Source organism: Arthrobacter sp. ISL-48 (assembly GCF_018613805.1).
In the GTDB taxonomy this organism is placed as follows: domain Bacteria; phylum Actinomycetota; class Actinomycetes; order Actinomycetales; family Micrococcaceae; genus Arthrobacter.
Genome location: NZ_JAGGPL010000016.1, coordinates 1 through 22,713 on the forward strand (window position 1 = coordinate 1; position 22,713 = coordinate 22,713).

Below are 22,713 nucleotides of genomic sequence, written 5' to 3' on the forward strand. Positions count from 1 at the left end.
GGCGAGCTTTTCCACCAGATAGTGGTCGGTCAGGATGATGGCGCCGTCAGCACCGACAGCCTTGGAGTGCGCGTCGGACGGGACGGGGGCACCGGACTGGGTGGTCGATACAGAGATGTTCGCAGTCATTATTCTCCTATTTCTCGATTACTTGTGAATGATGTTCAGAAGGAAGTCTTTGGGACAGCGCCGACCACGATCGTCTCGTTGGACTGGGTCCAGGGGAGGGGGAGCACAGGAACCGGCTCGCCAGACTGGACTCCGCCAGGGGGAACAGCCATGACGCCATCGGCCCGAGCCAGTCCACGCATCATGCCGGGCCCGGTATGGGAAGCAGGGAAGGCCAGCCCCTCGATGAACCTGCAAGGAATCAGCCGCGTACGGCCTGGACACGGATCAATGTCAGCAGCGGACGTCGACTGCCCAACGGCGCTCAGTTGCCTGCCTCCGAGTGCCTCCAGCAGCGGTGCACCGATAGTGGTGAGGGCCATCATTGCTGCCAACGGATTACCGGGCAGTCCGACGACGAAGCGGCCGTCCGGGAGCGCGGCCAGGACTGCCGGGTGGCCGGGCCGCATCGCGATGCCGTCCAGCAGCAACCGTCCGCCGAGGGCGGCGACGGCGGCGCGAAAGTGGTCGGTTTCGGAACGGCCGGTTCCCCCGGTGGTGATGGTGACGTCCGGCGTCCCGCCGGGGAATGCTTTTGAACCGCCAAGTGCCGTCAGCCATTCGGTGTAGGTATCCCCGATGCGCACAGGACCGGCGGGCGTGCCTCCCAGCATGGCAATGACCGTGCCCAGCTGCGGGCCAAAGGTGTCCCTGACCTGGCCGGGATCCGGAACGCCCGCAGTGACCACTTCGGAACCGGTCAGTACGATTCCGACCACAGGCCTGGGCTGCACCTGAAGACTGTCGTGGCCAGCCACGGCGGCGAGGGCAATGTGGCCCGGGTTCAGTATTGTGCCTGCGCGGATCAGCACCTCACCGGCGGCAGCTTCTTCGCCTGCAGGACGAATGTGCTGGCCCGGGCCCGGTTCGCCTTCCTTCGCGCTGTCATTGAGCCGCAGGAGAAGGCCGCCGCCAGCGTTTTGATGGATCCTGCCGCTTTCCTTGCGGAGTATCGACTGGGCACCGGAAGGTACCTGTCCGCCGGTAGCTATGACGCTGGCACTCCCGGGGTACAAAAAGGGTTCGTGATTTGTAAGGCGCCATGGACCATCGCCGTTGATGGCCCAGCCGTCCATGGCTGAGGAATCATAATGGGGGAGTTTTTGCAGGGCGGCGACGTCGCGGGTCAGGGTGTGGCCTGCTGCCAATCGGAGCGGGACATCCACGGGCGCGAGCGGGACCGCGCAATCAAAAGCCAGCTGCCGGGCTTCGGGCCAAGTGGGGGAGGGGTGTCTGGAAGGTCGCAATTCACAGTGCAACTCCGACGTGCCGCCGCTCGTGGCGGTTTCTTGGGCGAGCAACGGCGCCCCCTTTCTGAAGGTAGTGATGCACTGAAACGTGCGGGGCCGGGGACCTTAAGGACTGCACCACGTGGTGCCTGCCTCACAGTCCCCGGCCCCGTCAGCCGGGGTGCTATGCCTTGACGTATCCGTTCGGGTTCAGCACGAACTTTGTTGCCGAGCCGGCGTCGAATTCGGCGTAGCCGCGCGGTGCGTCCTCAAGCGGGATCGCTGTGGCGTTCACTGCCTTGGCGATCTGGACCTTGTCATGCAGGATGGCCATCATCAGCTGACGGTTGTATGACATGACAGGGCACTGGCCGGTGGTGAAGGAAAGGGACTTCGCCCATCCGGTGCCCAAGGACAGGGATAGGGAACCGTGCTTGGCGGCCTCGTCGATTCCACCGGGGTCGCCGGTGACGTACAAACCGGGGATGCCAAGGGCCCCACCTGCGGCGGTGATGTCCATGAGGGAATTCAGCACGGTGGCGGGGGCTTCGTGGGATGCGTCCTTGCCGTGCCCGCGGGCTTCGAACCCCACGGCGTCGACGCCGCAATCCACCTCGGGCACTCCGAGGATCTGCTCGATCTGATCCTTCGGATCTCCGTTAGAGACGTTCACTGTTTCGCACCCGAAGGAGCGGGCCTGCGCCAGACGGTCCTCGTTCATGTCACCGACAATCACGACGGCGGCACCAAGCAGCTGTGCACCGGCGGCGGCCGCAAGGCCGACCGGGCCTGCGCCTGCAATATAGACGGTAGACCCGACGCCGACTCCGGCCGTGACAGCGCCGTGGAACCCGGTGGGGAAGATGTCGGAGAGCATGGTCAGGTCCATGATCTTTTCCAGGGCCTGGTCCCGGTCCGGGAACCGGAGCAGGTTCCAGTCAGCGTAGGGGACCAGGACGAACTCCGCCTGCCCGCCGACCCAGCCGCCCATGTCGACATAGCCGTAGGCGCTGCCCGGGCGGTCGGGGTTCACATTCAGGCAGATGCCGGTTTTGCGTTCCTTGCAGTTCCGGCAGCGCCCGCAGGAAATATTGAAGGGGACCGAGACGATGTCTCCCACCTTGATGAACTCCACATCCGGTCCGACTTCCACCACCTCACCGGTGATTTCATGGCCGAGGACGAGGTCCTGGGGAGCGGTGGTGCGGCCGCGTACCATGTGCTGGTCCGAGCCGCAGATGTTGGTTGTCACCGTGCGCAGGATTGCACCGTGGGATACTTTCCGGCCCACGTTGGCCGGATTGACGCCAGGCCCGTCTTTGAGTTCGAACGTCGGGTAGTCGGTATTGATGATTTCGACGACACCGGGTTCCTTGTAGGCGACGGCTCTGTTTCCTGACATGGAGACTCCTTTTAGCTGCTCGGGTTGGTGCTGGGATTTGGTGCCAGGCCTGTCGTGTCGGATGGCCTGGCATTGGTGCGGTAAGTTGCTGGCGCTGCCCCGTTGCCCAAAGCGGTGCTTCGATGAGGATACCTCCCCAGGTTTCAGGCCACCGAAGCACCATTCACGGAAACGGGACAGCTCATCTCCCTTGGTGGTGGCGTTGATCTCGGCCAAAGCGTAGATTGATATTTTTATTGTGCAGTAGAGATATATCAGATACATCCTACGGGTAGCCGCGGGGGCATGTCCAGAAATGTTTTTAGCGGCCGTGGATCAGGCTCAGCGCTTCGGCTCGGGCGGCCGGCAGCCGCAGTTCACCGCGGACTGCAGACGTGATGGTCCTTGCCCCCGGCTTACGCACGCCCCGCATGGACATGCACAAATGCTCGCACTCGATCACCACAATCGCGCCCAGTGGCCGCAGCGATGCCACCAGGGCGTCCACCACCTGGGTGGTCAGCCTCTCCTGCACCTGCGGCCTCCGCGCAAAGACATCCACCAGCCTGGCCAGTTTGCTGAGGCCTGTCACCAGTCCCTCGGCAGAGGGGATGTAGCCTACGTGTGCCACGCCATGGAACGGCACCAAGTGATGTTCGCACGTGGAATAGAACGGAATGTCCTTGACGATGACCATTTCACCGTGGCCGAGGTCGAAGGTCCTCTCCAATACCGCGAGGGGATCTTCATGGAGCCCGCCAAACATTTCCGTGGCGGCACGGGCCACACGGCTAGGAGTGTCCGCCAGTCCGGGCCTTTCCGGGTCCTCCCCGATGGCCAGAAGGTACTCGCGGACAGCCCGTTCCACCCTTGGCCCGTCCACACCCGTGGAAACAGTGGTTTCAGTCGTCAGGGCAACGCTCATGCTTCGGCCCGCTCAAGCCGCACAATAACGGACTTGGAGGTCGGCGTGCCGCTGGTGTCGGCTACGGAGTCAAGCGGCACGAGGACGTTGGTTTCCGGGTAGTAGGCCGCCGCACAACCTTTGGGGGTCGAGTATGACATGATGCGGAAGTTCTCGGCCCGGCGTTCAGTCCCCCGGAACTCGGAGACGAGGTGAACAATGTCCCCGTCCGTGAAACCCAGCTCAGTAATGTCGTCGGCGTTGATCAGGACGACGCGGCGCCCGCCGTGGATGCCGCGGTAGCGATCATCCTTGCCGTAGATGGTGGTGTTGTACTGGTCATGGGAGCGCAGGGTCTGAAGGACGAGCCGTCCCGCGGGGACCCTGATGAATTCCAGTTCATTGCCTGTGAAATGGGCCTTGCCCGACGCGGTATCGAACTTCCGGGCGTCCCGGGGCGGGTGGGGAAGGACGAACCCGCCAGGGTTCTGGATACGTTCCTCGAAGTTCTCGAAGCCGCTGAGGACCGCCTCGATGTGTTTCCTGATGACGGAGTAGTCGTCCCTCATGGCGAGCCAGTCCGCTTTGGGGGAGTTGGGGAGCGGGAGGTTATCGCCGCCGGTCAAGACTTTGTGGGCGATGTTGCACACAATGGCCACCTCGGACTGCAGGTGCTCGCTGGCGGGCTTAAGGCGTCCGCGGGAGGCGTGGACCGCACTCATGGAATCTTCCACGGTCACCCTCTGGTCGCCCGTGCGCTGGGTATCCTTCTCGGTACGTCCGAGCGTCGGCAGAATCAGCGCACGACGGCCCGTCGACACGTGGGAATGGTTCAGTTTCGTGGAGATCTGCACTGTCAGGCGAGCGTTGGCCAACGCCTGTTCGGTGACCTCGGAATCCGGTGCCGCCCGCACGAAGTTTCCGCCCATGCCGATGAAGACGCGTACTTTGCCGTCCCGCATGGCGCGGATGGCGGCCACGGTGTCGAAGCCGTGCGCCCGGGGGGAGAGGAACTGGAACTCGTGGTCAAGCCGGTCGTGGAAGCTCTCCGGCATCTTCTCGAAGATGCCCATGGTCCGGTCACCCTGGACGTTGGAGTGGCCGCGGACGGGGCAGACGCCGGCTCCGGGCTTGCCGATGTTGCCCTGGAGGAGCAGGACGTTGACCACGTCGCGGAGGGTGGGTACCGAGTGCTTGTGCTGGGTCAGGCCCATGGCCCAGCAGACGATGGTGGCGCTCGAGGCCAGGAGGCGTTCGCCAGTGGACTTGATCTGTTCCAGAGTCAATCCCGTGGCTTCGACGATGTCGTCCCATTCCGCCTTTTCGATGTACCGCAGGTATTCGTCGATGCCAACGGTGTGGTCCCTGATGAATTCATGGTCCAGCACAGTGGGCAGGCCAGGGGTATTGCGGCCCTGGGCTTCGGCTTCGAGGAGGTACTTGCCTAGCCCCTGGAAGAGGGCCTGGTCGCCGCCGGCGCGGATTTGGAGGAAGTCGTCGGTGAGTTGCGTGCCCACAACCATGCCGGAAATGTTCTGCGGATTCTCAAACCGAAGGAGCCCGGCCTCGGGAAGCGGATTCACGGAGATGATGACGGCGCCGTTCTTTTTCGCCTTCTCCAGCGCGCTGAGCATGCGCGGGTGGTTGGTGCCTGGATTTTGACCCGCCACGAAAATCAGCGACGCCGTTTCCAGGTCCGTGAGGCTGACGGAGCCTTTGCCGATGCCGATCGTTTCCACCAGGGCCGAGCCGGACGATTCGTGGCACATATTGGAGCAGTCGGGCAAGTTGTTCGTCCCGATGCCCCGAACGAGGAGCTGGTAGGCAAAGGCTGCCTCGTTCGATGTCCGCCCGGAAGTGTAGAAGACTGACTGGTCGGGGTGCTCCATGTCCCTGATCTCCTGGGCGATCAGCTCATAAGCGTCGTCCCACTCGATGGGCTTGTAGTGGGTTGCGCCTTCGTCGAGGAGCATCGGATGCGTTAGCCGGCCTTGTTGACCCAGCCAGTAGTCGTCGCGCGTCTTCAGGTCGGCAATGGAGTGCTTCGCGAAGAATTCAGGGGTGACGCGGCGGCGCGTGGCTTCTTCAGCCACCGCCTTGGCGCCGTTCTCGCAGAATTCCGCAGCATTGCGCTTTTCGTGTTCGGGCCAGGCGCAGCCCATGCAGTCAAAGCCGTCAACCTGGTTGACTGCCAGGAGCGTCTGGATGCTGCGCAGCGGACCCATCTGCTCAAGGGAAATTTTCAACGCGTTCGCAACAGCCGGAAGGCCGACGGCAGTTGTTTTGGGCTTCGTCAGGCTCAGTTGTGACTCGTCGATATTCTGCTTGGGGGCTTTGGAAGCCATGTGATCTTCCCTTCAGATCGTGGCAGGAAACAATGGATTGGAAGTGCCGCCTGCGGCCAACGGGATGGTTGGCCGCAGCCCCTGCAGCCCATCCAGGAGGCCGGGCAGGCGGCCGAAGTCGTTAAACGTGTAGACATGGAACCCGGCAAAGAGCGGATCGCCCGCCAGTTCCTGGTGAACCTCGCGAATCAGGCGTCCGCTGTCATAGCTCAGGAAGTCGTCCCGCAACAGGGCTCCTGCCATCCCAGTCCCGCGGGCGAGCTTGAGGGAGCGGCCGACCCCGAGGCGTGCACCCAGAGACACCAGCTTCCGGACGGAGACCGGACCGGGGACTCCAACCCACACCGGTATGTGTATGCCGCTCTTGCGGATTGTCCGAAGGTACCGGCTGATCGCCTCGACGGAAAAGCACATCTGCGTGACCATGGAGGACGCCAAGGGCGCCTTCATGAGGAGGCTGGTGCTGAGTTGTTCCTGGCTAAGCTGCGGGTGGCCTTCCGGATAGCCGGCAATGCCTATGGAGAAGTCGGGTGAATATGCTTTGACCGCTTCAAGGAGTTGTCCGCTCCAGGTGTATGGGCCTGCCGCTACGCGCCGGTCACCGGCGACGAGAAAGAGCTCCGAGATACCTGCGTCCTGCAGAGGCTGCAGCAGCGAATGGAGTTCTGCCTGGCCTGTAATGCTGCGGGCCGCGAGGTGCGGAACTACGTGGTAACCCAGGTGCGCCAGGTTGACGGACGCCTCCACAGTCCGTGCTGGCCCGTGGTGCGGAAGGCACGTCACACTGACGGATCCCGTGGTGCCAAGAGCCGTGGGGAGCTGCGTGAGAAGATCGGCAGACGGAACTACTTCCAGCCGAACCCTTGCAATAGCTTCCTTGCTCATTACTCTCCGATCGTCGACACCACCGCAACGCTGCCTGCCAGAGCGGATGTTCTCCAACGGGGGCCAACACCAGGGTTGACATTTTTTTGATGACATATTGATATATCAGTTCTAGGAATACTATGTACACGAGGCCTTCTCGTCAAGGCTCGGCCGGGCATCGGGAGGAGACTTGAAAATGGCAAGCGGTGGAGAACTACCGTCGGATGTAGGGAGCTCGTACCTGCCTGTGAGGCAGGAGGACGAGTCCTTCGCTGACTTCGCCTACAGGGTGCTCTGCGATGAATTGATCGTCTTGGACATCAAGCCTGGCGAACCATTGAACGACGAGGTGATCTCCAGGCGGCTCGGAGTGGGAAGAACACCCATCCGGGAGGCCATGAAGCGCCTTGAAAGCGACCATCTGGTGGTGGCATACCCCCGCCGGGGAACATTCGCCGCAGGGGTAGACATCACGGATCTTGCTGAAATCTCCGAAATCCGGCAGCTCTTGGAGCCTGCAGCCGCAGCACGGGCTGCCCGGATGGCGTCGCCGCAGCTCCGACAGGAAATCAAGGAATTCGCCAGGGAAGTCGGGGAGCTCCTGCCAAGAACGCACTCCCAGCGGGACCTCATGCGCCTGGACATGCGGGTACACCGGATGATCTACCGGGCCACCGGCAGCCGGCATCTTGAAGATGTCCTGATCCGGTACGACAACCTGGCGACGCGGATCTGGAGCCTTGTGCTCGAGAAGCTTCCTCCCGTGTCCGAGCATATTGCCCAGCACATTGAGCTGCTCGAATGCATCGCTGAGGGGGATTCCGAAGCTGCTGCGCGGCTGACCACCAAGCACGTGTCAGACTTCGAGAACCTGATCAGGGCCGTCTTGTAGCCCCCGGGCAGGTTAGGGAACGGCCCGTGGATCGGTTTGGGTCCGCGCCGTGCAGAACGCATTCAGGATCTGCACGGCGCGGCTAGGGCAACAGGCACTATGTGAGCCAGGCGGGCCTGCGGCGGATCACCCGGCTGTTCCCCGGACCAAGGCGCGCGACTGCTCCCGTGCGGCCTCGGTGGTGTGCAGCAGAAGCAGTGACGTCGTGACCGAGCCGACACCGCCCGGAACGGGTGTCAATGCCGCCGCGATGCCCCGGACGCTGGCTTGTTCCACATCCCCCACGAGGGAGCCGTCCGGAAGGACGTTGGTGCCGACGTCGATCACCACGGCCCCGGAGGAAATATGGCCGCCGTTCAGCAGGCCGGTGCGCCCGGCGGCGACAACCACGACGTCGGCCGTCTTGGTGTGTTTCTCCAGCGGCCCCGACCTGGAGTGGCAGACGGTGACCGCGGCGTCGCGTTCCAGCAGCAGCAGGGACAGCGGTTTGCCGACGACGGCGGAACGACCAATCACGACGACGTTCCGGCCCGCCACCGGGATGTCGAAGTGGTCAAGGATCTCGATCACGGCCCGGGCGGTTGCAGGTGCGAACGAGGGCTGGCCCACAGCCAGGCGGCCGAGGCTCAGGGGATTCGCGCCGTCGACGTCCTTCTCGGGGGCGATGTGCCCAACCAGCGCATCTGCATCGACGCGGGATGGCAACGGCGTCTGCAGGATAATGCCGTTGACCGACGACTCGGCACTGAGGTCTTTCAGGACCGAGGCCAATACCTGTTCTGTCGCATCGTGGCCCAGGTCCACGATCCGGCAGCTGATGCCGGCGCTTTCTGCAGCCCGTTCGATGGACCGCACATACCAGTGCGTGGAGCCGTCGTCGGTGGCGACAACCACTGCAAGGGTGGGGCGCAGGCCCTCAGTTTCGAGGTCCCGGGCTTCGTCGTGAGCCTTCTGCTGAATGAGCCTTGCCAGTGTTCGTCCGGAGAGTGTGGTGCTCAACCGAGGATCCTTTCGCGCACGCGCTTCACGAGCGAGTCGGCTGCCAGGACGACCTTGTCCTCAAGGCCGTCGGTCTGGTCCGCCAGCCGGGCACGGGCTGCGGTGTCCTTGATGGCCACCACATTGATGTCGATGTTCACCCGTGCAGTAGTGGCCGCTGCCCGGGCTGCGTCGGCGGCGGCCGCGACGTCACTGATCACGTTGGCATTGGCCACCTCGAACAGTTCAGCGGCAAGGTCCACGACGGCGCCGGCAAGGAGGACCAGTTGTGCCGGTGTTTGCGCGGCCACGATGAGCGCGGCCTGGATGGATGCTGTTCGTGCAGCCTTCAGGTCGTCAGTACCGGCCGGCAGCTTGTACGCATCGATGACGCCTTGGAAGGCATGCTGGTCGGCGTCCGCGAGGTGCAGGGCCTGGATCACCAGTCCGTCGGCTGCGCTGATGATCCTTGTGACAAGTTCGGCGTGCTGCTCGTATTTCGTGCCGGTGGTGTACCTGGCCACCATGGCGACAAGGGCCGCCCCCTGGGCGGCGTGGAGCGCCGCGGCTGCGCCGCCCCCCGGGGTGGGTTCGCGCGAGGCAAGCCTGGCAAGGTAGTCGTTTATTGTTTCTGAACTGATCATGTGTCTTCCTTTGCTGAAGCTCGAGTCGACTGCTAGGGCGTGGGAGGGGCGATGGAAAAGCAGCGGCCCGGACTCCCATTGCGAGGAAATGAGTCCGGGCCGCGTGCCCTTGGATGGCGGGCGGCTGTTAGCCGCGGAGCCTGGTCATGGTGGGGTCGTAGAGCGGATCCGCCGTGACCGTGGCCTGGATGCGGCGGCCAAAGTATTCGATTTCGACCGAGTCGCCCACGGAGACGGCAGCCGGCAGGTACGAATAGGCGATCGGCTTGGCAACGGTGTAGCCGTAAGCGGCGCTCGTGACGTAGCCGACTGCCTGGTCCTTGTAGAAGACAGGTTCCTTGCCCAGCACGATGCTGCGGCCGTCGTCGACCGTCAGGCAGCGCAGCCGCCGGGCAGCGTTTTCCTCGGTCCGGCCCTCCAGCGCTGCCTTGCCGACGAAGTTTTCCTTTGTCATCTTGACGGCGAAACCAAGTCCGGCTTCCAGCGGGTCGTGCTCGGTGGTCATATCGGTGCCCCACGAGCGGTAGCCCTTTTCAAGACGCAGCGAGCTGAATGCGGCCCGGCCCGCAGCGATCACGCCGAACGGCTGTCCTGCCTTCCAGAGTGCGTCCCACAGGCGCTGGCCGTTATCTGCGCTGGTGTACAGTTCCCAGCCCAGCTCGCCGACGTAGGACAGCCGCATCGCGGTGACGGTGACGCCGCCGATGACGACCTTCTTGGCCCGGAAGTAGCGCAGGCCGTCGTTGGAGAAGTCGTCGCTGCTGACAGTGCTGATGAGGTCTCGGGCGAGGGGCCCCCACAAGCCGATGCAGCAGGTCCCGCCGGTGGTGTCGCGGACCTGGACCCAGTCGCTGGCGGTTCCGTTTTCCGTCTGGTGGCGTGCAGCCCGCTCAAAGTAGGCAGTGTCGATGTTTCCGTTGGCTCCGAGCTGGAAGGTGTCTTCGCTCAGGCGGGCCACGGTGATGTCGCTTCGAATGCCGCCGGCGTGGTCCAGCAGGAGGGTGTAGGTGACGGCGCCGGGCTTCTTGGACATGTCGGCCGTAGTCAGCTCCTGCAGCAGCTTCATGGCTCCGGGACCGGAGACCTCAAGGCGCTTGAGCGGAGTCATGTCGTACATGGCCACCGCAGTGCGGGTCTTCCACGCTTCGGCGGCGGCGATGGGTGAGCTGAACATCCCGGACCAGGCGTCGCGTGCCGGCGGCTGCCATTCCGCGGGCATGTCCTTCAGGAGATCCGCGTTGGCTTCGAACCAGTAGGGGCGCTCCCAGCCGGCGCCCTCCAAAAAGAAGCCGCCCAGCTGCTTGTGGCGGGCGTGGAAGGGGCTGACGCGCAGGTTCCTCGGAGAGAGCTTGGGCTGCAGCGGGTGCAGGACGTCGTAGATCTCCACGAAGTTCTGCTGGGAGGTTTCGCTGACGTATTCGGGGGTCAGCTGGACCTCTTCGAAGCGATGGATGTCGCATTCTCCGAGGTCAATCTGCGACTTGCCGGTGGTCAGGAGTTCGGCGACAGCACGGGCCACACCGGCCGAGTGGGTCACCCAGACGGCCTCGGCAACGAAGAAGCCATCGAGCTCCTTGGATTCGCCCACCAGGGGTCCGCCGTCCGGTGTGAAGGAGAAGATGCCGTTGAAGCCGTCCTCGATTTCGCTTTCGCGCAGGGCAGGCAGCAGCTGCTTGGTGGCTTCCCATGCGGGGAGGAAGTCCTTCAGGGTGAAGTCGAGGCGCGAGGGCATGTTGTGTTCGCTGATGCTGTTGGGGTCGTAGGAGCCCAGTTCGTCAAGGTCCACGGGCATGGGGCGGTGCGCGTAGGAACCGATGCCGTAGCGGTCACCGTGCTCGCGATAGTAGAGGTCCTGGTCCTGGTGCCGCAGGATCGGCAGGGATGCGTCGTCGGGCAGTTCGTTGCGGCCCTTCTGGGCCGGCACCGGAGTAGTCTTCACATACTGGTGGGCCAATGGCAGCAGCGGGACGGACATCCCGATCATTTCGCCGATCTTGGCGCCCCAGAAACCGGCGCAGGAGACCACGATATCGGCAGGGATGGTGCCTTCGGACGTCTGGACACCGGTGACCCGGCGGCCGGACTGTTCAATGCCTGTCACCGTGGTGTTGCCCAGGTACTTGACGCCTGCGCCTTCCGTCCGCTTGATCAGCAGCTGGACTGCACGGGCAGCACGGGCCAGGCCGTCGCTGGGAACGTGGAGGCCGCCAAGTATGTCTTCCTCGTTCAGGAGCGGGTAAAGCTCCTTGCACTCGGCACGGGTGAGGATCCTGCCCTCGATACCCCACGCGGCGGCATAGCCGAGCTTCCGCTTCAGATCCGTAAGGCGGGTCTCGGTGGTGGCGACTTCCAGGCCGCCGACCTGGTTGAAACAGCTGACGCCGTCCTCGGTCAGGGACAAGAGCTTCTCAACCGTGTACTTGGCGAAGGTTGCCATTGTCTTTGATGGGTTTGTCTGAAAAACGAGGCCCGGGGCGTGGGATGTGGAGCCTCCCGGCATGTTCAGGGGGCCCTGGTCCAGGACAGTGATGTTGTTCCAACCCCGCGTGACTAGTTCATCGGCCAGGTTCGTGCCGACGATTCCTGCTCCAATAATGACGATGCTTGGCGTCGAAGCCATGTGGTTTCTCCTGCTGATTTTCGTGTGTGGTCTCTGCTAATTACGTGGTCGTGGTTACCGGAACACGACAGTGCTGGTTTGATCCAACAGCACACGGTGCTCGCAGTGCCATCGCACGGCGCGGGACAATGCCAGCGCTTCCGCGTCCTGCCCGACTGTTGACAGTGCGGTGGGACCGTAGCTGTGGTCCACCCGGATGACTTCCTGCTCGATGATTGGCCCTTCATCGAGTTCAGCAGTCACGTAGTGGGCAGTGGCACCTACCAGTTTGACGCCACGGTCGTACGCCTGGTGGTACGGGCGCGCTCCCTTGAATCCGGGCAGGAAGGAGTGGTGGATGTTGATGGCGCGGCCCTCAAGGGAGCGGCAGAGGTCGTCGGACAGGACCTGCATGTACCGGGCAAGCACCACGAGGTCGATGTCATATTCGTCGATCAGATCCAGCAGGCGCTGTTCGGCGTCTGCCTTCGTTTCCGGTCTCACCGGGACGTAGAGGAAGGGGAGGCCGGCTGCATCAGCCATGGCCCGGTGGGTTTCATGATTGGAAACGATCAGGACAATATCGCCGCCGAGGCTGCCGCCGCGCCAGCGGAAGATCAGGTCATTGAGGCAGTGGCCGAACTTGGACACCATGACCAGGATGCGTTGCTTGGTTTGGTCATGGAAGCTGAACTTCATCTCGAAGCGGTCGGCGATCGCGCTGAACTCGTCCTGGAGCCTTTCCGGAGTGTACTCAGGGGGACCCGAGAATGCGGTGCGAAGGTGCAGCGTCTCGCGGAGCCCGTCGTCGAACTGCTGGTGCTCGTCGATGTTAAAGCCGCGTTCGAAGAGAAAAGTGGTGACCGCCTGGACAATCCCGGCACGTTCGACGCACGACAGCGTGAGCACGAACTTCTGGGCCTTCTCTTCCACGCGGGGCTTAGTCTGAGCCAGGGTGCTGGTTGATGAGTCTGTTGCCACGAGGGTCATATCTCCTCCTTTTGGATATATGGCAATTAGATATATTCCAACGCCAAGAACTGATATATTAGGTGTGGCAATCAGCGTATACTGGTCAGTGGGCGCGGTCAATAGCGTATTTGACTCAAATGGAAAGGGGTCCAGTCATGGCAGTTGAAGTCCTGGCAATCATGGAGGATAACGTCAAGAAGTCGCTGGCGGACGTGGCGTACGAACGCATCCGCGACCGGCTGCTGATGCTGGACATCAAACCTGGCGATCTCCTCAACGACGACCACCTCGCCAGAGACCTTGGCATTGGCCGCACTCCGGTGCGGGAAGCCTTGAAGCGCCTTGAGCTCGACCGGCTGGTAGTTTCGTACCCTCGCAGGGGCACTTTTGCCACGCGGGTGGAGGTCACCGATCTTGCGTCCATCTCCGAAATCCGGACCCAGCTTGAACCGCTCGCGGCGTCCCGGGCTGCCCGAGTGGCTACGGAGCAGCAGCGGGAGCGGTTGCGCGCTGTGATGCGGGCTGTTGAATCCTTCGAGACACATACGGCCTCCGTAGTCGAAACCCTCCGGTTGGATGCACGCGTACACCAAGGCATCTACGCGGCGGCAGCCAATCCCCACCTTGAAGATGTCCTGATCCGCTATGACAATCTCGCCACCCGGATCTGGTGCATGGTGCTGGACCGCCTTCCGGACCTCTCCCGCCACGTGCACGAGCATCTGGACCTGCTCGGCGCCGTGATTGACGGTGATGAGGCACGGGCGGCTGACCTCGCGAGGAGCCATGTCAGCGGGTTTGAGGATGCCGTCCGCCGGGCGCTCTTCACCTGATCTGAGCCTCACCCCTCCATGTGCTAGCAGAAGCGCGGCCCTTCCAGCCGCCCTATTGGCCCCTCTGAGCGGCCTAAAAAATTCGTTGACACCCACAGGTGTGGATAGCATACTTGAATCACGAAACTAATATATCAACAGGATATTAGACAGCAGAGGAGAAAAGATGGTCGACGTTCTGACCCGTACGCTCGCAGAGACCGATCCTGCGATCCACGCAGCCGTTCAGCAGGAGCTGATGCGCCAGCAGGGCACACTGGAGATGATCGCCTCCGAAAACTTCGCGCCGACTGCCGTCATGGAGGCGCAGGGCTCGGTCCTGACGAACAAGTACGCCGAAGGCTACCCGGGCAAGCGGTATTACGGCGGCTGTGAACACGTTGACGTGGTCGAGCAGCTGGCCATCGACCGTCTCAAGTCATTGTTCGGCTCCGAATTCGCCAATGTGCAGCCCCACTCCGGCGCCCAGGCCAACGCAGCGGCGATGTTCGCCCTAATCCAGCCGGGCGACACCATCCTGGGGTTGAACCTGGCCCACGGCGGCCACCTCACGCACGGCATGCGAATCAACTTCTCGGGCAAGCTCTACAAAGTGGTCCCGTACGGAGTCAGCGAGGACACCATGCTGATTGACATGGCTGAAGTCGAACGCCTGGCGGTTGAGGGCAAGCCGAAGCTGATCGTCGCCGGCTGGTCCGCTTACTCCCGACAGCTGGACTTCGCCGAATTCCGCCGTATCGCGGACCTGGTGGGCGCCTACCTGATGGTGGACATGGCCCATTTCGCAGGCCTTGTTGCCGCAGGGCTTCACCCCAACCCCGTGCCTCACGCGCACATCGTCACGAGCACCACCCACAAGACCCTCGGCGGCCCGCGCGGTGGTGTGATCCTGACCAACAACGCCGACATCGCCAAGAAGGTCAACTCCGCGGTGTTCCCCGGACAGCAGGGTGGCCCGCTGGAGCACGTTATTGCCGCTAAGGCTGTGGCGTTCAAGCTCGCAGCTGAGCCGGCGTTCCGCGACCGCCAGGAACGCACCCTGGAAGGCGCCCGCATCATCGCAGAACGCATGCTTTGTGCCGACGTTGCAGAGTCCGGCGTGACCGTAGTCAGCGGTGGCACCGACGTGCACCTGGTCCTGGTGGATCTGCGCAATTCGGAACTGGACGGCCAGCAGGGCGAAGACCGCCTGCACCGGATCGGCATCACGGTCAACCGCAACGCCGTGCCCTTTGACCCGCGTCCGCCGATGGTCTCTTCCGGTCTTCGTATCGGCACACCGGCACTCGCCACGCGTGGGTTCGGTAAGGCAGAATTCACCGAGGTCGCGGACATTATCGCCGCAGCACTCAAGCGCGAGTTCAGCGACGAGACCGTGGCGGAACTCCGGCAGCGCGTTGAAATCCTGGCCGGAAAATTCCCGCTCTACCCCAACCTCTCCTCTGACGCGAACGAGGTGGCATGATGGCCGATCTGCTTCCGGAGCACCCGGATTTCCTCTGGCGAAACCCGGAGCCAAAATCCTCCTACGACGCCGTGATTGTTGGCGGCGGCGGGCATGGCCTGGCCACGGCGTACTTCCTGGCCAAGAACCACGGAATGACCAACATCGCCGTCCTGGAAAAGGGCTGGCTGGCCGGCGGCAACATGGCCCGGAACACCACCATCATCCGCTCCAACTACCTCTGGGACGAGAGCGCGGCCATCTATGAGCACGCCCTGAAGCTCTGGGAAGTCCTGCCGGAGGAGCTCGAGTACGACTTCCTCTTCAGCCAGCGCGGCGTGATGAACCTTGCCCACACGCTGGGCGATGTCCGTGAAAGCATGCGGCGCGTGGGCGCGAACAAGCTCAACGGCGTGGACGCGGAATGGCTTGATCCCCAGCAGGTCAAGGAACTCTGTCCCATCCTGAACATCAGCGACAACATCCGCTACCCGGTCATGGGCGCCACTTACCAGCCGCGGGCCGGTATCGCGAAGCACGACCACGTGGCCTGGGCGTTCGCCCGCAAGTGTGACGAGCTGGGCGTGGACATCATCCAGAACTGCGAAGTCACCGGCTTCGTCAAGGACGGCAACCGCGTGGTGGGCGTCAAGACCAACCAGGGCACCATCAATACCGAAAAGGTGGGCCTGTGCGCGGCCGGGCATAGCTCGGTCCTGGCGGAAATGGCCGGCTTCCGGCTGCCCATCCAGTCCCATCCGCTCCAGGCCTTGGTTTCCGAACTGCACGAACCGGTGCACCCGACGGTGGTGATGTCCAACCACGTGCACGTCTACGTTTCCCAGGCGCACAAGGGCGAACTGGTGATGGGTGCCGGGGTGGATTCCTACAACGGTTACGGCCAGCGCGGCTCGTTCCATGTGATCGAGCACCAGATGGCTGCCGCCGTCGAGCTCTTCCCAATTTTTGCCCGGGCGCACGTGCTGCGGACCTGGGGCGGCATCGTGGACACCACCCTGGATGCCTCCCCGATCGTGGGCACCACGCCGGTGGAGAACATGTTCGTGAACTGCGGCTGGGGCACCGGCGGCTTCAAGGGCACCCCGGCCGCGGGGCTCACCTTCGCGCACACCATCGCCACGGGGACCCCGCACGAACTGAACAAGCCGTTTGCGCTGGAGCGGTTCGAAACCGGCGCCCTGATCGATGAACACGGCGCCGCCGCCGTGGCCCACTAGAAGAGAGTCCGGACATGCTCCTCATTTCATGCCCCAACTGCGGCTCGCGCGACGAGACCGAGTTCCACTACGGCGGCCAGGCCCACGTGGCGTACCCGGAAAACCCGAACGCGCTGAACGACCGCGAGTGGGCCGAGTTCCTGTTCTACCGGGACAACACCAAGGGTGCCTTTGCTGAGCGGTGGTTGCACAGCACCGGCTGCCGCCAGTGGTTCAACATGCTCCGCGACACGGTCACCTACGAGATCCAGGCGATTTACCCCATGGGTACCGCCCGGCCCGACGCAGCCCCCCCGGCACCTGAGTCCGGCACTGCGAGCACCGCCCCGGACAGCACCACCACCGGGACCGCTGCTCCCAGCATCGCTGCCACCAGCATTGCCACAAGCTCAGCCCCCGCCAGCACCACCGCCCCGGAAGGAGCAACCAAGTGACTTCCCAGAACGCCCGCCTCGCAGCCGGCGGACGCATCGACCGCACCATCGCCTGGCGTTTCACCGTGGACGGCGAGGAGTTCACCGGCCACCCCGGCGACACGCTGGCCTCGGCCCTGCTGGCCAACGGCCGCATTGGCGCCGGCAACTCGCTTTATGAGGACCGTCCCCGGGGCATCATGTCCGCCGGCGTGGAGGAATCCAACGCAATGGTCAAGGTGCAGCCGCGTTTCCCCGGCCACGTGGCTGAGTCCATGCTTCCCGCCACCACTGTGACGCTGGTGGATGGCCTGAAGGCTGAACTTCTCAACGGACTGGGCCGCCTGGACCCGGAGGAGGACCATGCCGAGTACGACAAGAAGTATGTCCACACCGACGTACTGGTGATCGGTGGAGGTCCGGCCGGCCTGGCCGCGGCCCGGGAAGCGGTCCGTACTGGCGCCCGTGTCATGCTTGTGGATGACCAGCCCGAACTCGGCGGATCCCTCCTTTCCGCGTCAACGGCACCTGCACTGGCCGCGACCATCGAAGGCAAACCGGCTCTGGAATGGGTGGCAGATGTTGAAGCCGAGCTTGTTTCCGGCTCTGAATCCACCGTCCTAAACCGCACCACAGCCTTCGGTGCCTACGACGCCAACTACGTCATCGCCGTCCAGAACCGCACCGACCACCTGTCCAGTCCGGCCGCTTCCGGGGTATCGCGGCAGCGTATTTGGCACATCCGCGCCAACCAGGTGGTGCTGGCTCCTGGCGCCCACGAACGCCCGTTGGTCTTTGAGAACAATGACCGGCCCGGCATCATGCTCGCCTCAGCTGTCCGCAGCTATCTCAACCGTTACGCCGTGGCGGCCGGGCAGCGCGTAGTCATCAGCACGACCAATGACAGCGCCTACGCCCTGGCCGCGGACCTGCGCGCCGCCGGCGTCAAGGTTGCCGCCGTCGTGGATGCCCGTCCCCGCCTCACCGAGGTGGCTGCTGCCGCCATCGAGGCCGGCACCCGGGTGCTGATCGGCAGCGCAGTGGCGAACACCACCGCTGACTCCGGCGGCCGCCTGGACGGCGTCACCGTCCGCAGCATCAACGACGACGGCGAACTCACCTCGGGCATCGAACAGATCGCCTGCGACCTGCTGGCTGTCTCCGGCGGCTGGAGCCCGCTGGTGCACCTGCACTCGCAGCGGCAGGGAAAGCTGCGCTGGCACGACGACCTGGCGGCCTTCGTGCCGAGCACTGTGGTTCCGGGCCAGCAGATTGTGGGCTCCGGCCGCGGCAGTTTCAACCTCGCGGACTGCCTCGCAGAAGGCGTCTCTGCCGGAGCGGCGGCAGCCGGCGCGGCCGGTTTCGTACCGGCCGTCGAACCGTCTCCGCTCGGCGAGCCGAAGGCCTCCGCTCCGACCCGCCAGCTGTGGCTGGTGCCGGGGGAGAACGGCACACCGGATGATTGGCACCACCACTTCGTGGACTTCCAGCGTGACCAGTCAGTAGCCGACGTGCTCCGCTCCACCGGAGCCGGAATGCGGTCGGTGGAGCACATCAAGCGCTACACCTCCATCAGCACCGCCAACGATCAGGGCAAGACCTCCGGCGTGAACGCGATCGGCGTCATCGCCGCCGCGCTCCGGACAGCCGGCGAAGCATCGCGCGGCATCGGCGAAATCGGCACCACCACCTACCGCGCACCGTTCACCCCCGTGGCGTTCGCGGCTCTCGCCGGCCGCCAGCGCGGGGAGCTGTTCGACCCGGCCCGCGTCACCTCGATCCACCCCTGGCACGTCGCCAAGGGCGCCCTGTTCGAGGACGTTGGACAGTGGAAGCGGCCCTGGTACTACCCGCAGGGCGGGGAGGACATGGATGCGGCCGTGCTGCGTGAATGCGCCGCCGTTCGTGAATCCGTGGGCTTTATGGACGCCACCACACTGGGCAAGATCGAGATCCGAGGCAAGGACGCAGGTGAGTTCCTGAACCGGATCTACACTAACGCGTTCAAGAAGCTCGCGCCCGGTTCGGCCCGCTATGGCGTGATGTGCATGGCCGACGGCATGATCTTCGATGACGGCGTGACCCTCCGCCTCGACGAGGACCGCTACTTCATGACTACCACCACCGGCGGCGCCGCGAAGGTGCTGGACTGGCTGGAGGAATGGCTGCAGACCGAATGGCCGGAGCTGGACGTGCACTGCACCTCGGTGACTGAACAGTGGACCACCATTGCCGTCGTCGGACCCAAATCCCGTGCAGTCCTCGCCACGGTGGCGCCGGAACTCGCGGCCAACGGCGGGCTGGAGGCCGAGGCCTTCCCGTTCATGACGTTCCGTGAAACCACCCTCGCCTCCGGCGTCCGCGCCCGGGTCTGCCGCATCTCCTTCTCCGGCGAACTGGCCTACGAGATCAACGTCCCGTCCTGGTACGGGCTGAACACGTGGGAGGCAGTGGCAGCCGCCGGGGCCGAATTCAACATCACTCCGTACGGCACCGAAACCATGCACGTGCTCCGCGCCGAGAAGGGATACCCGATCGTCGGCCAGGACACGGACGGCACCGTCACCCCGCAGGACGCCGGGATGGAATGGATCGTCTCCAAGGCGAAGGAATTCATCGGCAAGCGCTCCTACTCCCGGGCCGATGCGCAGCGCATGGACCGCAAGCACCTGGTCAGCGTCCTGCCCATTGACGGCAGCATCCGGTTGCCGGAAGGCACCCAGCTCGTGGAAAAGGGCCGCTCCACCAATCCCGCATACGGACCGGTCCCGATGGAAGGCTTCGTCACCTCCAGCTACCACAGCGCAGCACTGGGCAGGTCGTTCGGCCTGGCACTGATCAAGAACGGCCGCAACCGCATCGGCGAAACCCTGACGGCAGCCGCGGGCGACCAGCTGGTGGACGTCGTCGTCGCCGAAACCGTACTTTTTGACCCCGAAGGGACCCGCAAAGATGGCTGAAACAGCAGCACCCGCAACCACCCGCCAGAAGGACCTCTCCGCACGCGTTAGCCCCGCTGCCCAGCTCCGGTCAGCCTTTGAAACCGGCTCTCTCCGGGGCGTGGTGGAACTGGCCGAAGTGTCCTTCCTGACCATGGTGGGCCTCCGGGTCGACCGAAACAGCGACGCAGGACAGCGCATTGCCTCCGTTACCGGCGGCCTGCCCGCAGCATGCGGCGGCGTCAGCGGCTCCGGCGACACCACTGTGCTCTGGCTAGGACCCGCCGAATTCCTGGTAGTCGCACCCATGGAAGCCCACGAGTCCCTCGGCGGGGACCTCATCCAGGCGCTCAAGGAAGCCCTCGCCGGCGGCGAAGGCCAGGTGGTGGACCTCTCCGCAAACCGGACCACTTTCGAGCTCACCGGACCGCGGGCCCGGGCCGTCCTGGAAAAGGGCTGTTCCTTGGACCTGCACCCCCGCGTGTTCAAGGCCGGCACCGCATTGTCCACTGAGATCGGCAACATCCCCGCCATCCTCTGGAAGACCCGTGACGACAGCTACCGGATCTTCCCTCGCGCCTCCTTCGCCGATTTCCTGGGCCGCTGGCTCCTCGATGCCATGCGGGAGTACGCCTCTCCTGAGGTCCCCTAATGGCCCTCAGTGTCCTTGACCTGTTTTCCGTTGGCATCGGGCCGTCGTCGTCACACACGGTGGGCCCGATGCGGGCAGCGAAGCTGTTCGCCGACGGGCTCAAAAGCGCAGGACACTTGAGCTCCACCAAGCGGGTTCAGGCCGAGCTGTTCGGCTCCCTCGGCGCCACCGGGCGGGGCCACGGCTCGGACAAGGCCGTGGTTCTGGGCTTCAAGGGCCTGGACCCTGAAACCGTGGACACCACCACCGCCGATGACCAGGTGGCCGCCGCCGCCCTCGACGGCGAGCTGTGGATCAGCGGGGTTCACCGGGTGGATTTCAACTGGGACGAGGACGTGGTCCTCCACCGGCGCAAGGCCCTCCCTGCCCACCCCAACGGCATGACGTTCCGCGCGCTGGACTACACCGGGGCCGTCCTCACCGAACGGAGCTTCTACTCGATTGGCGGGGGCTTCGTGGTGGACGGCGACGCCGACGCGCAGGACCGCGTGGTAGCCGACTCCACCGACCTGCCCTACCCCTTCAACACCGCCGACGAGCTGCTGGAAATCTGCAGGCGCGAAGGCATGTCCGTCTCCGACATCATGCTCGCCAACGAACTCGTGTGGCGGACCGAAGAAGAACTGCGGAAAAAGCTGCTGGCGCTCTGGGCGGTCATGCGCAAATGCGTGGACAACGGCTGCGCCGCGGAAGGGATCCTTCCCGGCGGGCTCAGCGTCCGCCGCCGCGCGCCGTCGTTATTCCAGACCTTGACCGCGGACACTGGGGTGACCGACCCGCTGCGGGCCATGGAATGGGTGAACCTGTTCGCGCTGGCCGTTAACGAGGAGAACGCCGCCGGCGGGCGGATTGTCACAGCGCCCACCAACGGTGCGGCCGGCATCGTCCCCGCGGTGCTGCATTACTACGTGAAGTTCGTCCCCGGCGCCAACGACGACGGCGTGGTCCGCTTCCTGCTGGCCGCGGCCGCCGTCGGAATCCTCTTTAAAATGAATGCCTCCATCTCCGGCGCCGAGGTTGGCTGCCAGGGTGAAGTGGGCTCCGCCTGCTCCATGGCCGCCGCCGGGCTCTGCGAAGTCCTCGGCGGTACACCTGCCCAGGTCGAAAACGCCGCCGAGGTAGGCATCGAACACAACCTCGGCCTGACCTGCGACCCGGTGGGCGGACTGGTACAGATCCCCTGCATCGAGCGCAACGCCATCGCCAGCGTCAAAGCCATCAACGCCGCCCGCCTAGCCCTGCACGGCGACGGCAGCCACAAGGTATCCCTCGACAAAGCCATCAAAACGATGCGCGAAACAGGAGCCGACATGAAAACCAAGTACAAGGAAACCTCCCGCGGAGGCCTCGCCGTCAACGTCATCGAGTGCTGAGCCGTTCATCATGGACGTCGTCAACGTCGAACAGCCCCGCGTCGCCGAAGACGCCGGCGCCCGTGCCGTGATCGCCGCGGCCTCCCGCGGCCTGGGCGAAGCCATGGTGGGCATCACCGTGGACGAGATCCCGCACCCCCACCGCCTCGCCGAGCGGGGCTGGTAGACCATGACGTCTGTGGCGACAGGCCCAGCCCGGACCACCAGCGTACGTGGGCTGCGCAGCGACTGGTCCCGGCTGACGGGCCACACGGTGGAAGTGTGGCTTAGGGGCGAGCACGTCATCACCGGCGTGGTCGAGCAAGCCGCTAACGATGATTCTGTGCTCTGGATAGCAGGGTCAGGAGCTTTTACGCGGAGGCTCTTCGACAAATCCACCGGTTTCAAGGTCTGGGTGTAGGCGCCTGGTTTGCCGGTTGGGCGAAAACTCGGGTGGAGTCTCCGTCGGGCCGAAGAGCGGTTTCAGGTCTCCGTGCCAACTGCTGCGTCATCAAAGACGACGCGGTCGTTGCGCCACCCACATCGTCTGGGTGGCGCAACGACCGCATTAGCCTGCCTGCAGGGAACCCCCTCCCTTACCTTGGACTAGTTGCTGGGGTAGCCGTTAGGGTTCAGGACATACTTCGTGGCGGCTCCGGCATCGAATTCCGCGTAGACCGCGGGGCATCCTGGAGTGAAATGGCCGTGGCGTTGACCGCCTTGGCGATCTGGATCCTGTCATGCAGGATCGCCATCATCAGCTGACGGTTGTACTTCACTTGGCAAGCGAAGCGCCACGCGTGGCAGTTTCGCGCTTGTATTCTTGCCGTGGAAACAAGCCCGGATGCTGTCCGGCCTAGAGC

General features: G+C 64.1%; 19 protein-coding genes and 2 pseudogenes. 10 read left to right on the top strand and 11 right to left on the bottom strand.

What is annotated here, in order from left to right; translation table 11 throughout:
* The 6 genes from J7E83_RS21210 to J7E83_RS14580 form a co-directional block, all read right to left on the bottom strand.
* On the bottom strand, nucleotides 1-129 hold a 129-nt coding region (locus tag J7E83_RS21210; RefSeq protein WP_251043907.1), incomplete at its 3' end, for a catalase.
* A gap of 35 nt (nucleotides 130-164) precedes the next feature.
* Nucleotides 165-1,427 carry a molybdopterin molybdotransferase MoeA gene (locus J7E83_RS14560; RefSeq protein WP_214963533.1) on the bottom strand — a complete coding sequence of 421 codons (1,263 nt, stop codon included), beginning with the start codon at nucleotides 1,425-1,427 and terminating at the stop codon, nucleotides 165-167.
* A gap of 154 nt (nucleotides 1,428-1,581) precedes the next feature.
* On the bottom strand, nucleotides 1,582-2,799 hold the full coding sequence (gene fdhA, locus J7E83_RS14565) for a formaldehyde dehydrogenase, glutathione-independent (protein ID WP_214963361.1): 1,218 nt from the start codon (nucleotides 2,797-2,799) through the stop codon (nucleotides 1,582-1,584).
* Nucleotides 2,800-3,100: 301 nt separating this feature from the next.
* Nucleotides 3,101-3,703: a GTP cyclohydrolase I FolE gene (gene folE / locus J7E83_RS14570; RefSeq protein WP_214963365.1), complete on the bottom strand. Its 603-nt coding sequence runs from the start codon at nucleotides 3,701-3,703 to the stop codon at nucleotides 3,101-3,103.
* A complete protein-coding gene (locus tag J7E83_RS14575) occupies nucleotides 3,700-6,027 on the bottom strand; it encodes an FdhF/YdeP family oxidoreductase (protein WP_214963367.1) in 2,328 nt (775 codons plus the stop codon). The genes folE and J7E83_RS14575 overlap by 4 nt, the downstream gene beginning before the upstream one ends.
* Before the next feature lie 12 nt (nucleotides 6,028-6,039).
* Nucleotides 6,040-6,912, bottom strand: coding sequence for a methylenetetrahydrofolate reductase (locus J7E83_RS14580; RefSeq protein WP_214963371.1), 873 nt, complete (start codon nucleotides 6,910-6,912; stop codon nucleotides 6,040-6,042).
* A 178-nt stretch (nucleotides 6,913-7,090) separates the two neighbouring features.
* On the opposite strand from J7E83_RS14580, the gene J7E83_RS14585 reads away from it, so the two are divergent.
* Complete coding sequence (locus J7E83_RS14585) at nucleotides 7,091-7,786, top strand: GntR family transcriptional regulator (RefSeq protein WP_214963375.1); 696 nt, start codon at nucleotides 7,091-7,093, stop codon at nucleotides 7,784-7,786.
* A 126-nt stretch (nucleotides 7,787-7,912) separates the two neighbouring features.
* On the opposite strand, the gene J7E83_RS14590 is transcribed toward J7E83_RS14585, so the two are convergent.
* From J7E83_RS14590 to purU, 4 genes are all read right to left on the bottom strand, one after another.
* Nucleotides 7,913-8,785: a bifunctional 5,10-methylenetetrahydrofolate dehydrogenase/5,10-methenyltetrahydrofolate cyclohydrolase gene (locus J7E83_RS14590; protein ID WP_214963378.1), complete on the bottom strand. Its 873-nt coding sequence runs from the start codon at nucleotides 8,783-8,785 to the stop codon at nucleotides 7,913-7,915.
* Entirely contained in the window at nucleotides 8,782-9,408 is a 627-nt protein-coding gene (locus tag J7E83_RS14595) for a cyclodeaminase/cyclohydrolase family protein (RefSeq protein ID WP_214963394.1), read from the bottom strand. Before J7E83_RS14595 ends, J7E83_RS14590 begins: the two co-directional genes overlap by 4 nt.
* A gap of 127 nt (nucleotides 9,409-9,535) precedes the next feature.
* Nucleotides 9,536-12,028, bottom strand: coding sequence for an FAD-dependent oxidoreductase (locus J7E83_RS14600; protein ID WP_214963397.1), 2,493 nt, complete (start codon nucleotides 12,026-12,028; stop codon nucleotides 9,536-9,538).
* Nucleotides 12,029-12,082: 54 nt separating this feature from the next.
* Nucleotides 12,083-12,997, bottom strand: a complete 915-nt coding sequence (purU, locus tag J7E83_RS14605; protein ID WP_214963400.1) for a formyltetrahydrofolate deformylase — start codon at nucleotides 12,995-12,997, stop codon at nucleotides 12,083-12,085.
* Between the two features lie 137 nt (nucleotides 12,998-13,134).
* Here purU and J7E83_RS14610 point away from each other — a divergent pair, with 137 nt between their 5' ends.
* The 9 genes and pseudogenes from J7E83_RS14610 to J7E83_RS14650 all read left to right on the top strand — a co-directional run bounded on the left by J7E83_RS14610 (nucleotide 13,135) and on the right by J7E83_RS14650 (nucleotide 22,271).
* Nucleotides 13,135-13,812, top strand: a complete 678-nt coding sequence (locus J7E83_RS14610; RefSeq protein ID WP_214963402.1) for a GntR family transcriptional regulator — start codon at nucleotides 13,135-13,137, stop codon at nucleotides 13,810-13,812.
* A gap of 166 nt (nucleotides 13,813-13,978) precedes the next feature.
* On the top strand, nucleotides 13,979-15,277 hold the full coding sequence (gene glyA, locus J7E83_RS14615; protein WP_214963405.1) for a serine hydroxymethyltransferase: 1,299 nt from the start codon (nucleotides 13,979-13,981) through the stop codon (nucleotides 15,275-15,277).
* The gene (locus J7E83_RS14620; protein WP_396020557.1) at nucleotides 15,274-16,494 is read left to right on the top strand and encodes a sarcosine oxidase subunit beta family protein; all 1,221 of its coding nucleotides are present in this window, start codon (nucleotides 15,274-15,276) and stop codon (nucleotides 16,492-16,494) included. The genes glyA and J7E83_RS14620 overlap by 4 nt, the downstream gene beginning before the upstream one ends.
* A gap of 14 nt (nucleotides 16,495-16,508) precedes the next feature.
* Nucleotides 16,509-16,928, top strand: coding sequence for a sarcosine oxidase subunit delta (locus J7E83_RS14625; RefSeq protein ID WP_214963408.1), 420 nt, complete (start codon nucleotides 16,509-16,511; stop codon nucleotides 16,926-16,928).
* The gene (locus tag J7E83_RS14630; RefSeq protein WP_214963411.1) at nucleotides 16,925-19,867 is read left to right on the top strand and encodes a sarcosine oxidase subunit alpha family protein; all 2,943 of its coding nucleotides are present in this window, start codon (nucleotides 16,925-16,927) and stop codon (nucleotides 19,865-19,867) included. The genes J7E83_RS14625 and J7E83_RS14630 overlap by 4 nt, the downstream gene beginning before the upstream one ends.
* Nucleotides 19,860-20,498: a sarcosine oxidase subunit gamma gene (locus tag J7E83_RS14635; RefSeq protein WP_214963414.1), complete on the top strand. Its 639-nt coding sequence runs from the start codon at nucleotides 19,860-19,862 to the stop codon at nucleotides 20,496-20,498. The genes J7E83_RS14630 and J7E83_RS14635 overlap by 8 nt, the downstream gene beginning before the upstream one ends.
* Nucleotides 20,498-21,871: an L-serine ammonia-lyase gene (locus J7E83_RS14640; protein ID WP_214963417.1), complete on the top strand. Its 1,374-nt coding sequence runs from the start codon at nucleotides 20,498-20,500 to the stop codon at nucleotides 21,869-21,871. Before J7E83_RS14635 ends, J7E83_RS14640 begins: the two co-directional genes overlap by 1 nt.
* A 67-nt stretch (nucleotides 21,872-21,938) precedes the next feature.
* A pseudogene (locus tag J7E83_RS21215) lies at nucleotides 21,939-22,037 on the top strand (pyridoxal 5'-phosphate synthase lyase subunit PdxS); the annotation flags it as partial.
* A gap of 12 nt (nucleotides 22,038-22,049) precedes the next feature.
* On the top strand, nucleotides 22,050-22,271 hold the full coding sequence (locus J7E83_RS14650; protein WP_396020559.1) for a hypothetical protein: 222 nt from the start codon (nucleotides 22,050-22,052) through the stop codon (nucleotides 22,269-22,271).
* A 185-nt stretch (nucleotides 22,272-22,456) separates the two neighbouring features.
* Here J7E83_RS14650 and J7E83_RS14655 read toward each other — a convergent pair.
* Nucleotides 22,457-22,629 (bottom strand): annotated as a pseudogene (locus J7E83_RS14655) (formaldehyde dehydrogenase, glutathione-independent); the annotation flags it as partial.
* Nucleotides 22,630-22,713 lie beyond the last annotated feature (84 nt).

Coding starts and splice junctions, on each gene's coding strand:
- fdhA (WP_214963361.1), bottom strand. CDS start 2,799: ATGTCAGGAAACAGAGCCGTCGCCTACAAGGAACCCGGTGTCGTCGAA.
- folE (WP_214963365.1), bottom strand. CDS start 3,703: ATGAGCGTTGCCCTGACGACTGAAACCACTGTTTCCACGGGTGTGGAC.
- J7E83_RS14575 (WP_214963367.1), bottom strand. CDS start 6,027: ATGGCTTCCAAAGCCCCCAAGCAGAATATCGACGAGTCACAACTGAGC.
- J7E83_RS14580 (WP_214963371.1), bottom strand. CDS start 6,912: ATGAGCAAGGAAGCTATTGCAAGGGTTCGGCTGGAAGTAGTTCCGTCT.
- J7E83_RS14585 (WP_214963375.1), top strand. CDS start 7,091: ATGGCAAGCGGTGGAGAACTACCGTCGGATGTAGGGAGCTCGTACCTG.
- J7E83_RS14595 (WP_214963394.1), bottom strand. CDS start 9,408: ATGATCAGTTCAGAAACAATAAACGACTACCTTGCCAGGCTTGCCTCG.
- J7E83_RS14600 (WP_214963397.1), bottom strand. CDS start 12,028: ATGGCTTCGACGCCAAGCATCGTCATTATTGGAGCAGGAATCGTCGGC.
- purU (WP_214963400.1), bottom strand. CDS start 12,997: ATGACCCTCGTGGCAACAGACTCATCAACCAGCACCCTGGCTCAGACT.
- J7E83_RS14610 (WP_214963402.1), top strand. CDS start 13,135: ATGGCAGTTGAAGTCCTGGCAATCATGGAGGATAACGTCAAGAAGTCG.
- glyA (WP_214963405.1), top strand. CDS start 13,979: ATGGTCGACGTTCTGACCCGTACGCTCGCAGAGACCGATCCTGCGATC.
- J7E83_RS14620 (WP_396020557.1), top strand. CDS start 15,274: ATGATGGCCGATCTGCTTCCGGAGCACCCGGATTTCCTCTGGCGAAAC.
- J7E83_RS14625 (WP_214963408.1), top strand. CDS start 16,509: ATGCTCCTCATTTCATGCCCCAACTGCGGCTCGCGCGACGAGACCGAG.
- J7E83_RS14635 (WP_214963414.1), top strand. CDS start 19,860: ATGGCTGAAACAGCAGCACCCGCAACCACCCGCCAGAAGGACCTCTCC.
- J7E83_RS14640 (WP_214963417.1), top strand. CDS start 20,498: ATGGCCCTCAGTGTCCTTGACCTGTTTTCCGTTGGCATCGGGCCGTCG.